This window comes from Acholeplasma equifetale ATCC 29724 (assembly GCF_000687735.1).
GTDB lineage: Bacteria > Bacillota_I > Bacilli_A > Acholeplasmatales > Acholeplasmataceae > Acholeplasma > Acholeplasma equifetale.
The window spans coordinates 57241-70215 of the sequence record NZ_JHXL01000002.1; the positions used below are offsets into that span (position 1 = coordinate 57241).

Sequence of the window (12975 nt, forward strand, 5' to 3'; positions counted from 1 at the left end):
TGGGTAGCTTGCTATGAAAAATTTTTTTGTATCTTATTATTACTTTTATACAAGATAAAGGATTTGCAGTTGATGCATTCCTTTTTAGCGTTAAAAAAGTAATAAGGAATGTTACCCAAACATAGTCAATTAAAACGACTCCTTAAGGGCACATTACCTTAAGGAGTTTTATTTTATACAAAGGAGAGAAAAACTATGATAATACAAATGAAAAAAGATGCAACAAAAGAGGATGTTGTAAAACTACAAGAGTTTTTAAAAGAAAAAGGCTTTGGAATTAAAGATGCTTCAAGCGATGAAGTTACTGTATTTGGTGTATTGGGTGATGTTAAAACTTTAGATCAAGATCAATTATCCGTATTTCCAGGGGTAGCAAATGTCGCAAGAATCTCAAGTCCATACAAACTTGCAAGTAAAGCTTTCAAACAAAATCCAACAACCGTTACATTAAAAAATGGTGTTACAATTGGTGCTGATGAATTTATTGTGATGGCCGGTCCTTGCAGTGTTGAATCAGAAGAGCAATTAAGAATTATCGCAACCCAAGTTAAAGAATCAGGCGCTAAGATTTTAAGAGGTGGTGTTTTTAAACCTCGAACATCACCATATGCATTCCAGGGTTTAGGTATTGAGGGGTTAAAATTAATGAGAAAAATTGCTGATGAATTAGGATTAGCAATTGTAACAGAACTTATGGGTACAGAACATTTAGAAGAATTTGTAAAATATGTTGATATCATTCAAATTGGTGCTCGTAATATGCAAAATTTTGATTTATTAAAAGCAGTTGGTAAAACAAATGTTCCTGTATTATTAAAACGTGGCTTATCAAGTACAATCGAAGAATGGTTAATGAGTGCTGAATATATTCTTGCAAATGGTAATGATCAAGTAATACTTTGTGAAAGAGGTATTCGTACATTTGAAAAATATACAAGAAATACATTAGATATTTCTGCTGTTTTAGCAATTAAAGAATTATCACATTTACCAGTCATTATAGATCCGAGCCATGCAGCTGGGCGTTGGGAAATGATTGAATCTCTATCGTTAGCAAGTCTAGCAGTAGGCGCTGACGGGTTAATTGTTGAAGTTCATCATCAACCAGAATTAGCATTATCAGATGGGGCTCAAAGTTTAAAACCTAAAAAATTTGATCATATGATGAAGCGTTTAGAAGAATTATCAACAGTAATGGATAAAAAGGTTAAACGATGAAAATATTTATTGTGGGATTGGGATTAATGGGAGCTTCATATGCCTTAGGACTTTCTCAAAAAGGCTATGAAGTTTATGGATATGATTCCGACTTAAATATAAATAAAAAAGCATTAAAAGATGGCTTAATTAAGTCATTTGACAAAAATCACATTTCAACAAGTGATGTGATTCTTTTGGCACTCTATCCAACGAAAAATATAGAATTTATACGTGAAAATATCCAATATTTTAACAATCAACTTATTACAGATATCGCTGGAACTAAAGTTTTAATGATGAATGAAATTATAAAAATATTACCAAAAAATACAAGATATGTATCTCATCATCCTATGGCTGGTAAAGAAAAATCAGGTTATGATTTTCGTGATCCAAAAATGTTTAAAGGTGCTAACTTCTTAATCGTTCCAAGTGATCAATCAACAATTGATGATGTTGAAACAATTAAACAAATTGCTATTGATTTAGAGTTTGGGAATATATCAATTTATACACCTCTTGAACATGATCAATTTATAGGATATACATCACAATTAACACATATGATTGCTGTAGCACTAATGCTTGCAAATAAAGATCCTAATTTAGCATATACAACAGGTGATTCATTTAAAGATTTAACTCGAATTGCTAAAATTAATGAACATATGTGGACAGAACTTTTTTTCCAAAATAAAGAAATTTTAGTTAACGAAATTGATTTATTTATTGAAAAACTAAATCAACTTAAAAGTATGTTAGATTCTAATCAATATGATGAATTAAAAGAAGCATTAAAAAAATCAAAAGAAAAGAGGTTGGTTTTCGATGAAATTAGTTCTAAAAAACTATAATATTTTGATTCAAAATCATTTATTAAACCAACTTAATCTTGAAATTAAAAAATTATATCAACATCAAGATATTTTTATTATTACAGATGAAAATTTATACAAGATATATCATGACACATTAAAAAAAGAATTATATGATTTTCATATACATTTTGTTGTCATAAAACCTGGTGAACATTCAAAATCACTTAAAACATATCAAGAAGTTGTTTCTAAATTAATTGATTTGGGTATGAGAAGAAATCATTTAATGATTGCTTTTGGTGGTGGTGTTGTAGGTGATTTAGCTGGTTTTGTTGCGGCTACTTTATATCGCGGTGTATCATTCATTCAAATACCTACGAGTTTACTAGCGATGGTAGATTCATCAATTGGGTCAAAAACAGGCATTGATTTAGATGAAGGTAAAAATTTAGTGGGTGCTTTTTATGATCCCAAAGTTGTTTTTATTGATCCTATATTCTTAGAAACATTACCTGAAGAAGAATATAAAAATGGATTAGCCGAAGTATTGAAAGCTGGATTAATCGATGATGTAAGTTTATTTGAATACTTAAAAAAATATGAAAAGCTTACAATTGATGAAATTATTAAAGCTATTCAAGTGAAACAAAGAATTGTAACAAAAGATCCTTTTGAAAAACACGAACGCATGTACTTAAATTTTGGACATACTTTTGGACATGCGATAGAAAAACATTTCCAATATGCTATAAAACATGGTGTTGCAGTTAGCTATGGGATGTTATTTAGTTTAGAAGAAGGTATTAAAAGAGGCATTACAAAAGATAAAACATTGTATGATGAAACAAAAACCATCTTATTGAGATTAGGGTTAATTAATGAACCTATTTTAGATAAGAAACAATTTATTAAATATTTGCAGTTTGATAAAAAACACTTAGCAGATGGATTGAGATTTGTTTTTTTAGAAGATAAAGGAAATCCAATAATACAAAAAGGGGTTGTGTTCAATGATTAAAATTACACCAAAAGACATCGAAGGATCAATAGAAATTGTTTCAAGCAAATCGTTATCTCATCGCTATGTAATTGCTGCAAGTTTAGCCTTAGGTAAATCAAAAATTGAAAACATTTTAGATTCGGATGATTTGGTTGCAACTAAAAATGCATTAGAAGCATTAGGTGCTAAGATTGATGAATCTATTATTCAAGGTTCAAAAATTAAAAAAGTACATGATATTATTGATGCACATGAATCAGGGTCAACTTTAAGATTTTTAATTCCAATTGCAATGCTCCAAGACGAACCAATTCAATTTATAGGAAAAGGTAAATTACCTGAACGACCATTAAATGTTTATCAAGATTTATTTGAAAATACATATCATTATAAATATTTATCTAATAAAGAATTACCTCTTGAAGTAAAAGGTCCATTGAAATCTGGAGTTTATAAATTACCAGGCAATGTATCAAGTCAATTTATTACAGGCTTACTTTACGCATTACCTTTAGTTCAAGGAGATTCAAAAATTATTTTAACAACACCTTTAGAATCAAGAGGATATGTTGATTTAACATTACAAGTATTAAGACAATTTGGTATAAAAATTGAAGAATTAGAAAATGGTTTTTCTATTAAAGGTAGTCAAACATATCAACCCGGGAACTATTATGTAGAAGGAGATTATAGTGGTGCTGCATTTTTTGTTGCAGCAGGATTAATCGGAAAACCATTATTGTTAAAAGGGCTAAATCCAGATAGTTTACAAGGGGATAAAACTATTATTGATATTGCTAAACAAATGGGTGGGAAATTAGAATTCACTAACGAAGGATTAATGGTTTATCCTTCTAATTTGAAAGGTGTTGAAATTGATTTAAGTCAAATTCCTGATTTAGGGCCTATATTAATGGTTTTAGCTTGTTATGCTGAAGGGAAAACACTCATTAAAAATGCTGAAAGATTAAGAATTAAAGAATCCGATCGACTAGAAGCAATGGTTGAAAACTTAACAAAAATGGGTGCTAAAATGACAGTTATCAATGATTCTGTATTAATCGAAGGAAAATGTTTTTTAAATGGCGATGTAACTTTAAAAACATTTGGTGATCATAGAATCGCAATGGCAAGTGCAATTGCTGGAATGCATGCTAAAAATCCAATTTATTTAGATGATGAAAAAGTTGTAAGTAAGAGTTATCCAACGTTTTTTAAAGAATATGTCCGATTAGGAGGACTCGTTGAATGGATAAAATAACAGAACATAGACTAAATATTGATAAATCTGATTCTGTAATTGTAAAAGCATTAGAAGAAAGATTGAAGAATGCTATTGAAATTGGTTTAATAAAAAAAGAAAAAGGATTACCCATTTATAATCCTGAGCGCGAAAAAATTGTTTTAGAACATATTAAATCTTTAGTCAAAGATGATAGATTTATTGAACCAATTCAAAAAATCTATCAATTTATCATGGATGTAACAAAGGATTTAGAAAAATGAAAAAATTAGGATTAATTGGTGAACATTTAGTACATTCTAAATCACCAAAAATACATCAAAAACTAGCAGAAATTTTTGATAAAGAAATTATATATAATTTGATAGAGACGAATGAAGAATCCCTACAAGATAAATTATCTTTTATGAAAAGAGGTATATACGAGGGATTTAATGTAACAATTCCATATAAATCAACTGTAATTCAATATTTAGATGGATTAACAGAAGAAGCTTCTATTATCGGAGCTGTCAATACAATATATTTAAAGCATGGTAAAATGATTGGTGACAATACAGACTATTTTGGATTTAAAGAATCATTTATTAGAAGCATACCTAAATATCATAATAAAAGAATTATTTTGCTTGGTACAGGTGGTGCTGCAAAAGCTGTCTATAAAGTTTTAAAAGATTTAAATTTAAATCCTTTTGTTATCTCAAGAAGTAAAAGAGAAGATTCATACTTTGGATTAACATTATCTTATGATGAATTAGAAAAATTGGATTATGATATTATCATTAATACAACACCAGTAGGGATGTTTCCAGACGTACTGAATTCACCACTAAAAGAAGCATTTGTAAAAGAAAAAATTGTATTTGACTTAATATATAATCCAAGTGAAACACAATTAATGAAATATAGTAAAGAATCATATAATGGATTAGATATGCTTATTATTCAAGCAATCAAATCATTTGAAAAGTGGTTTGATATTTCAATTAAAATTGACGAACCATTATTAGAAAAATTAAGAGGTGTATGCCATGAATAGTTTTGGCACATTATTTAAAATAACCATATATGGAGAAAGCCATCAAGATGCAATTGGGGTTGTTATTGATGGAGTTTTACCAGGGTTGAAAATAGATTGGGATCTAGTAAGACATGATCTCAAATTAAGACGTCCAGGTGCTATTGGAACTACACCTAGAGTTGAAAAAGATGAATTTGTTGTCACATCAGGTATTTTTAATGAATATACAACAGGTTCTCCGATTCATGTCATGATTAAAAACGAAAATGTTATTTCAAAAGATTATGAACATTTAAAAACTCAACCAAGACCAGGACATGCAGATTATGTAAGTAGTATTAAATATAAAGGATTCCACGACTATCGTGGTGGGGGAAGATTTTCAGGAAGACTAACAACTCCAATTGTTGTTGCAGGAGCTATTGCAAAACAAATGTTACCATTTAAATTTTCTCACAAAATTGTTCAACTAGGCGATTTAGAAGATTTATCAAAAATGGATGAATATCTAAGAAAGATTAGTGAAGATGGCGATTCTGTTGGTGGGACAATTGAACTCAAAGTTGAAAATATGATTGTTGGGCTTGGTGAACCTATGTTTGAAAAACTTGATAGTAAAATTGGTCAAATGATGTTTTCAATACCTGCCGTTAAAGGTGTTGAAATAGGAACCGGATTTAGTGGAAAAACATTAAAAGGTTCAGAGTTTAATGATGTGTTTTTAGATGATAAAGGAAAAACACTCACCAATCATTCAGGTGGTGTATCAGGTGGTATATCAAACGGGAATGATTTAATCGTTAAAGTCTTTGTTAAGCCAACATCAAGTATTAAAAAAGAACAAAATTCATTTAATTTAGAATCTAAAGAAATTAAGACCTTTAGTGTTGGTGGAAGACATGATGTTGCAATTATTAGAAGAGCAGGAATTGTTTTAGAAAATGCATTAGCAATCGTTTTAGCTGACTTGTACTTATGGCAAAAAATTTATCAATAATTAAAGATTTACTTTATATCACAATTAAATTGGTATTAGTTGCAGTTATCGCTGGATTTGTTGCATATATTGTTGGTGTTAAAGACTATGTAACAGTTGGTGTCATTGCAATTCTATGTATATCAATTTCCAAGAAAGATTCAATTATTGGTGGTATAAAACGATATCTTAATGCATTAATCGCTCTTTTACTTTCAAGTATACTTTTCGTATTAATTGGGTTTGACCTTTATGTATTTATTATCTTCTTAGTAATATTTATATTTGTGTCATTTTTAACAGATCTTCAAATTGGTATTGTACCAAGTATCGTTTTAGTCAATCATTTATATCAAACTCAAGTCTTTACAATGGATAAATTAATACAAGAATTTGGAATTATCACTGTTGCAGTATTAGTTTCTTTATTACTCGATTTAATTTATCCTTCAAACTGGTTTGGTAAAATGAAAGAAGATATTTTAAATATTGATCATATGTTAAAAGATCATTTGTTTATGCTTACCATTATTTTAACTAGACAATCCGAAAAAGATGAATTCATCAAACATCAGCAGTTATTAAATGAAAAATTAGAAGATAAAATTAATGCTGTAGAATTAAAAGATAAAAATAAAGTATTTGGTAACGATCATCGCTATTTAGCGTATGTTTATATGAGAAGAAATCAATTAAACTATATTAACCATATGTATAAAAATGTTTTAAAGATTAAAGCTTATCATCCTTATCAAGAAGAGATTGCTTTATATATAAAAAATTTAATTCCAGATATTAGTGATCAAAATAAAGCAATTGATCAAAAAGAGAAATTATTAGAACTTATTGAACAATTTAGAAAAGAACCATTACCAAATACACGTCAAGAATTTGAAACAAGAGCACTACTTTATTCTTTATTAGAAGATATAGATAGTATGCTAGAGGCAAAAGAAAAATTCCATATTCGATATCCAGAATTCAAAATATAAAAAATGAGCGTCGTGCTCATTTTTTTATTTTTAATGTAATAATTGGACTGGCAAACTCAACAATGATTTTTGCTAATTCAGCACTAGTTTTATGAATTTCACCAAAGAGCCACTTTTTAACAAGTTCAATAGAGCCATAAACCATATAATTAAATTTTTCATTGAATAAAGGATCAGTTGATGATAGAAGTAAATTATTATATCGATATATCATTTCAACAACTTTATTTTGGAATACAATGAAAAATTTATCTTTAAACAAAATTTTAAAATCACTAAAATTATTTTTAATTTGATCAAATAATTCTTTAATAAAAGCTTCAGCCTGATTTAAGGGTATTTCAACAATTAAAGTTTCTAATGTTTTATCAAGCTCATGAATAATTGAGTTTTCTAATTCTTCATATACATCAACAACATTTCGATAATATCTATAAAATGTTGTTCGATTCACGTCAGCTACTTCACAAAGTTTTGTCACAGAGATTTCATTCATATTATATCGTTCAAGCAATTCCACTAAAGCCATTCTAATTTGACGTTTGGTTAAAATGATTTTTCGATGTTCCATAATTTCACCAACTTTTTATTTTATATAAACATTATATCACGATATTGTTGATTTAAATAAACATACTGTTTTTAAAACAACACATTGTTGTATTTGGGTGTTATAATTAAATCAAGGTAAGGTGATATGATGCGTACATATATTAAAGCTTTAAATTTAAGTAAAATTTATAAAGTTGGTGAAGTGACAACACATGCTTTAAAAGAAGTAAATTTTGAAATTCAAGAAGGGGAATTGGTTGTTGTATTAGGACCGTCAGGTGCAGGAAAAACAACATTACTTAACCTTTTAGGGGGTATGGATAATGCAAGCGATGGTATTTTACTTATTGATGATAAAGATATTTCAAAATTTAAAGAAAAGCAATTAACACTTTATCGACGACATGACGTTGGTTTTGTATTCCAATTTTATAATTTAATGAGTAACCTTACAGCTAAAGAAAATGTTGAACTTGCAACAGAAATTAAAAAAGATGCCTTAAAAGTTGAAGATATATTAAAACTTGTAGGATTAGAAAATAGAATGCATAATTTTCCTTCACAATTATCAGGTGGCGAACAACAAAGAGTATCTATTGCAAGAGCGGTAGCTAAAAATCCTAAAATGTTGTTATGTGATGAACCGACAGGTGCTTTAGATTATGAAACAGGAAAAAGTATTTTAAAACTTTTATCTGATATTGCAAGAAATCAACATAAAACAGTTATTATTGTAACCCATAATAGTGCAATTAAACATATGGCTGATCGAGTTATATATATTAAAAACGGGCAAATTGACAAAGTGGAAATCAATGAAAATCCAATGAGTATAGATTTAATTGAGTGGTAAACATGGCATATATAAAACTTTTATTTAGAGAGATTAAAAAACACTTTGTCAAACTGATTACAATTACATTAATGGTTGCAGTAGGTGTGGGTATATCTACAGGACTAGGATCTATGTCTGATATTATGGAGGATTCAATACATTCATATTATAAAAATATTAAATTTCCCGATTTAATCATTAAATCAACATCAAATGAAGGTCATAACCAAGCGATATTTGACTTTTTAGATAATGAAAATGTACTTTATCAATCATATATTGAATATGATTTAGATACTAAGCGTATTCATTATATTAATTTTGATAATTATAAATTAATACCATTAGAATTACTTGATGGAAATTATCCAAAAAATCCAGATGAAGTATTAGTTGAAAGAGAAACCTTAAGATTAAAAAATTATAAAGTTGGTGATTTAATCACAGTTAATGGTGTTGATTATAAAGTTTCTGGTATTGTATTTAATCCATTTTATTTTTATAAGCAAGATATTCCATCATACATTAATCAAGATATAAATATCAATACAATTTTATATTTTGATATTTCAAATTTTGAACCAATTGGAAATATCAAAACGGATATTCAAATTTATTTAGATTTAGATTATAAAAAAGATTATGAAGAAAGTGTAGAAAAATGGATTGAAAAATTAAGTATTTTTGAGAATATTAAAATACTTACTCAAAATGAAATGATTTCTGCAAAAGCACTTGATATGAATACAAACAAAGTTCGAATGATTGGCACAATTTTTCCAATTATTTTTACATTAGTTATATTAATTGTTGTTGTATCAAGTATCGAAAGTATCATTGAAAAAGATCGTTTAATATTAGGGACATTTAAATCACTAGGTATTGGCAGAACTAAGATAAAATTTAGATATCATTTAATTATTTTAATTGCGTGTTTCTTAGGTGGGTTAGTGGGTGTTACACTAGGATTTGAAGTGTTATCAAAATTTGTTTATAATACATTTTCAACTGTATTTGTTATGCCTAAAATTGTACTAAACACTCAAGTTGAGGTAGGCATTATCATTACAGTTATTATGACGCTTGTGATGATTATTACAGTTGAAATTATGGCTAGTAAATCATTGAATGAAAAAACTGCGGAATTATTAAGAAAAAAAGCACCTAAACCAGGTGCCAAGATATGGTTAGAACATATACCATTTATTTGGAATCGATTAAAGTTTAAACATAAATCTTCTTTACGTAATGTATTTCGTTATCCAATTAACTTTTTCATGCAAGTAATTTCTATTTTAGGTGCAACAGCATTAGTATTTGCTGGACTAAGCTTACTTGATAATGTCAAAGTTTTAACTGATTATGCCAATTCATCGATTGAAACAATTTCATATATCGTTATTGTATGTGCAGGAGTACTTAGTATTTTAGTAACATATAATCTTACAAATATGAATGTTGAAAATAGAGAACGTGAGATTGCAACACTAAAAGTATTAGGTTATAAAAGAGGAGAAGTTGCAATGTACATTTATAGAGAAGTATTTATTATATCAACAATTGGTATATTATTAGGAATCCCAACAGGATATTTAATAGATGGTGTACTTTTTGATTATATCGCATTTGGTTCTATTGAACATGTTCGCTATATATCAATATTTTATACATTATTATTAAGTTATTCATTTATAATTCTTTCTGATATTTTACTATATAGAAAAATACACCAAATCGATATGAATGGTGCATTAAAAAGTTTAGAATAATTATTTTAAAGTATTTAAAAACTTGATAGCTTCATCAAGTGTTACATGACCTACTTCAATTAAATGATTTACAACTATATCAATATTGGATTCATTTGCACCTGCTTGAAGTGCAACACTTCTTGCATGAAGTTTCATGTGACCTTTATTGATACCATCTGTAGTTAAAGCATAGAGTGCAGCAAAGTTTTGAGCTAAACCTAAAGCTGCAGCAACTTTCATTAAAGTTTTAGCATCATGAACACCTAAAATTTTTCTTGCAAGTTTAGCTTTTGGTAAAACATTCATAGATCCTCCTACAGTACCAACTTGTAGGGGGATTTTAATTAGTCCATGGATATAACCTTCTTCATAGCGCCATGTTGCAAGTGGTTGATAAGAGCCAGTGATTGCTGCATAAGCATGAGCTGATGCTTCAATGGCACGCGTATCATTTCCAGTTGCAAGCATTAATGCAGTAATTCCATTCATAATACCTTTATTATGTGTTGCACAACGGAATGGATCAATCGATGCATAAATAGAAGCTTCTTCAATTAATGTTCCAATTTCGTTAGAATTTTTTAAATGTGTAACATTAATCTTACAACTTACCTCAACTAATGAATATATTGCAAGGTTTGAAAGTATACGCATTAAAACTTTTTCTTGAGTTTCTAAAACTAAGAAATTGCCAACAGCTTCTAAAATTGTATTAATCGTATTAGCACCCATTGCATCTTTAGTATCAATAATTAGGTATAATGTGACAAATTGCTTAGATTTAATTTCAACGCTTAATCTTTTTAAGCCACCACCTATTTGATGAATTTGTGGATGTGCATCGTAAGCCACTTTAAAAATATTTTCTGATAATGATTCAACTTGTTGTTTAAATTCAATTGGATTTATAATATCTCTAAAAATAATTTGACCAATCATTTCACGGTTAATTGATTCAACTTTAAATCCACCATTACGCTCAATGATTTTTGCTGCATGACTAGCACCTGCAATAACACTTGGTTCTTCAGTTGCCATTGGAACGTGATAATAAATACCATCTACAAGTAAGTTTGGCATCACACCCATAGGCACTTCATAAGTTGTAACAAAATTTTCTATGATGTGATTAAAAAAGTTATCATCTTCAACGTAATCTAAAGATTCATCATAAAGTGATAATTCTTTTAAGATGTTTTTTCTTTCTTCAACAGTTTTTTTATAAAATCTTGAAAATGAATCCATAAAAAAGGTCACCTCTTCCAATTCATTATATCACGATAAAAGAGCCCTATCTATGATATAATTTGAAATAGGGGAAAATCATTAAGGAGTTACTTATGAAAATCGGAATTGATAAAATTGGTTTTTATGTACCAAAACTTTATTTAGATATTGAAACCTTAGCGATTAATCGTGAAGTTGATCCTATGAAATATAAAAAAGGCTTGATGTTAGATAAGATGGCAGTAGCACCACTTAATCAAGATATTATTTCAATGGGTGTAAATGCAGCACATTCGATTTTAACAAAAGAAGATATAGAAAAAATAGATATGGTGTTATTTGCTACTGAATCTTCAATTGATCAATCTAAAGCAGCAGCAACCCACCTCATTTCTTTATTGAGTTTAAAGAAAAATATTCGTGCACTTGAATTAAAACATGCTTGTTATGCACTTACTGCAGCAATCCAATTTGCAAAAAATCACGTTAAAGAAAATCCAGAATCCAAAGTGTTAGTTGTAGGATCTGATATAGCTAAATATGGTATTAAAACAGATGGAGAACCAACTCAAGGTGCTGGAGCTATTGCGTTAATTATTAGTAAGGATCCATGTATTGCAGAAATTGAGAATGTATCTGGTTTATATGCCGACGATATTTACGATTTTTGGAGACCAAGTTATTCACCATATGCTATGGTTGATGGTCAATATTCAAATGAAATGTATAAAAAGTTCTTTTTAGAATCATATGAAGACTATTTAAAAAAATCTAGACATAAAAAAGAAGATATTGATGCATTTATTTTTCATATACCTTATGCTAAATTAGGTCTTAAAACATTATCACTTATTGAACCAAATATTGAAAGCAATTTATACCAATATTTTAATCAATCAATTGTTTATAATCAGCAAGTAGGAAATATATATACTGGGTCTTTATATTTATCGTTAGTGTCATTACTTGAACAAGGTGAAATGAAAGATAATTCAAGAATTGGATTATTCTCATATGGTAGTGGTGCAGTAGCAGAATTTTATACGATAAAACTAGTAAATGGTTATAAAAATCATCTCAATAAGATTTATCATGAAAAACTACTTGAAAATAGAAAAGCTTTATCGATAGAATCTTATGAATCTTTAATTTCAACACATTTAACAAATGATATTAAATTTGAAGATGAAAATGAATCATATTGTGAACTAAAAGAAATAAGTCATCAACAAAGAAAATACAACATAAAAGCAGTGTAAAGCCACTGCTTTTCTTTTTAATGATATTTAGTTGAAAACGGTTGCAAAAAGTATTTGATTCTAGTAAAATGATAATGTATCGAAACGTTTCAATGAGGTAT

At 28.3% G+C, this 12975-nt stretch carries 13 protein-coding genes; 11 read left to right on the plus strand and 2 right to left on the minus strand.

Annotation, left to right across the window (positions count from 1 at the left end):
- Positions 1-195: 195 nt before the first annotated feature.
- Genes aroF through T434_RS0101960 form a run of 8 tightly spaced genes read left to right on the plus strand, consistent with a single transcriptional unit; the run spans position 196 to position 7250 of the window.
- Positions 196-1218, plus strand: coding sequence for a 3-deoxy-7-phosphoheptulonate synthase (gene aroF, locus T434_RS0101925; protein WP_162150617.1), 1023 nt, complete (start codon positions 196-198; stop codon positions 1216-1218).
- Complete coding sequence (locus T434_RS0101930; RefSeq protein WP_026399669.1) at positions 1215-2054, plus strand: prephenate dehydrogenase; 840 nt, start codon at positions 1215-1217, stop codon at positions 2052-2054. The genes aroF and T434_RS0101930 overlap by 4 nt, the downstream gene beginning before the upstream one ends.
- Entirely contained in the window at positions 2029-3036 is a 1008-nt protein-coding gene (aroB, locus tag T434_RS0101935; protein WP_026399670.1) for a 3-dehydroquinate synthase, read from the plus strand. The genes T434_RS0101930 and aroB overlap by 26 nt, the downstream gene beginning before the upstream one ends.
- A complete protein-coding gene (gene aroA, locus T434_RS0101940; RefSeq protein WP_035358064.1) occupies positions 3029-4279 on the plus strand; it encodes a 3-phosphoshikimate 1-carboxyvinyltransferase in 1251 nt (416 codons plus the stop codon). The genes aroB and aroA overlap by 8 nt, the downstream gene beginning before the upstream one ends.
- A complete protein-coding gene (locus T434_RS06535) occupies positions 4267-4524 on the plus strand; it encodes a chorismate mutase (protein ID WP_162150618.1) in 258 nt (85 codons plus the stop codon). The genes aroA and T434_RS06535 overlap by 13 nt, the downstream gene beginning before the upstream one ends.
- Complete coding sequence (gene aroE, locus T434_RS0101950; protein WP_026399672.1) at positions 4521-5300, plus strand: shikimate dehydrogenase; 780 nt, start codon at positions 4521-4523, stop codon at positions 5298-5300. Before T434_RS06535 ends, aroE begins: the two co-directional genes overlap by 4 nt.
- Positions 5293-6279, plus strand: coding sequence for a chorismate synthase (locus T434_RS0101955; protein ID WP_026399673.1), 987 nt, complete (start codon positions 5293-5295; stop codon positions 6277-6279). The genes aroE and T434_RS0101955 overlap by 8 nt, the downstream gene beginning before the upstream one ends.
- Positions 6258-7250 (plus strand): aromatic acid exporter family protein, encoded by a 993-nt coding sequence (locus T434_RS0101960; protein ID WP_026399674.1) that lies wholly within the window; start codon positions 6258-6260, stop codon positions 7248-7250. Before T434_RS0101955 ends, T434_RS0101960 begins: the two co-directional genes overlap by 22 nt.
- Positions 7251-7266: 16 nt before the next feature.
- Here T434_RS0101960 and T434_RS07875 read toward each other — a convergent pair whose 3' ends face one another.
- Positions 7267-7821, minus strand: coding sequence for a TetR/AcrR family transcriptional regulator (locus T434_RS07875; RefSeq protein ID WP_162150619.1), 555 nt, complete (start codon positions 7819-7821; stop codon positions 7267-7269).
- Positions 7822-7950: 129 nt separating this feature from the next.
- Between T434_RS07875 and T434_RS0101965 the strand changes: the two genes are divergently transcribed.
- Positions 7951-8655, plus strand: a complete 705-nt coding sequence (locus tag T434_RS0101965; RefSeq protein WP_026399675.1) for an ABC transporter ATP-binding protein — start codon at positions 7951-7953, stop codon at positions 8653-8655.
- 2 nt (positions 8656-8657) lie between these two features.
- On the plus strand, positions 8658-10406 hold the full coding sequence (locus T434_RS0101970; RefSeq protein ID WP_026399676.1) for an ABC transporter permease: 1749 nt from the start codon (positions 8658-8660) through the stop codon (positions 10404-10406).
- Here T434_RS0101970 and T434_RS0101975 read toward each other — a convergent pair whose 3' ends face one another.
- On the minus strand, positions 10407-11633 hold the full coding sequence (locus T434_RS0101975) for a hydroxymethylglutaryl-CoA reductase, degradative (RefSeq protein WP_026399677.1): 1227 nt from the start codon (positions 11631-11633) through the stop codon (positions 10407-10409).
- Positions 11634-11728: 95 nt separating this feature from the next.
- Between T434_RS0101975 and T434_RS0101980 the strand changes: the two genes are divergently transcribed.
- Positions 11729-12874: a hydroxymethylglutaryl-CoA synthase gene (locus T434_RS0101980; protein WP_026399678.1), complete on the plus strand. Its 1146-nt coding sequence runs from the start codon at positions 11729-11731 to the stop codon at positions 12872-12874.
- Positions 12875-12975 lie beyond the last annotated feature (101 nt).

What these genes read in the sequence shown, in the direction of transcription:
- aroF (WP_162150617.1), top strand. Translation starts at nt 196, where the DNA reads ATGATAATACAAATGAAAAAAGATGCAACAAAAGAGGATGTTGTAAAA.
- T434_RS0101930 (WP_026399669.1), top strand. Translation starts at nt 1,215, where the DNA reads ATGAAAATATTTATTGTGGGATTGGGATTAATGGGAGCTTCATATGCC.
- aroB (WP_026399670.1), top strand. Translation starts at nt 2,029, where the DNA reads ATGAAATTAGTTCTAAAAAACTATAATATTTTGATTCAAAATCATTTA.
- aroA (WP_035358064.1), top strand. Translation starts at nt 3,029, where the DNA reads ATGATTAAAATTACACCAAAAGACATCGAAGGATCAATAGAAATTGTT.
- T434_RS06535 (WP_162150618.1), top strand. Translation starts at nt 4,267, where the DNA reads ATGGATAAAATAACAGAACATAGACTAAATATTGATAAATCTGATTCT.
- aroE (WP_026399672.1), top strand. Translation starts at nt 4,521, where the DNA reads ATGAAAAAATTAGGATTAATTGGTGAACATTTAGTACATTCTAAATCA.
- T434_RS0101955 (WP_026399673.1), top strand. Translation starts at nt 5,293, where the DNA reads ATGAATAGTTTTGGCACATTATTTAAAATAACCATATATGGAGAAAGC.
- T434_RS0101960 (WP_026399674.1), top strand. Translation starts at nt 6,258, where the DNA reads ATGGCAAAAAATTTATCAATAATTAAAGATTTACTTTATATCACAATT.
- T434_RS07875 (WP_162150619.1), bottom strand. Translation starts at nt 7,821, where the DNA reads ATGGAACATCGAAAAATCATTTTAACCAAACGTCAAATTAGAATGGCT.
- T434_RS0101965 (WP_026399675.1), top strand. Translation starts at nt 7,951, where the DNA reads ATGCGTACATATATTAAAGCTTTAAATTTAAGTAAAATTTATAAAGTT.
- T434_RS0101970 (WP_026399676.1), top strand. Translation starts at nt 8,658, where the DNA reads ATGGCATATATAAAACTTTTATTTAGAGAGATTAAAAAACACTTTGTC.
- T434_RS0101975 (WP_026399677.1), bottom strand. Translation starts at nt 11,633, where the DNA reads ATGGATTCATTTTCAAGATTTTATAAAAAAACTGTTGAAGAAAGAAAA.
- T434_RS0101980 (WP_026399678.1), top strand. Translation starts at nt 11,729, where the DNA reads ATGAAAATCGGAATTGATAAAATTGGTTTTTATGTACCAAAACTTTAT.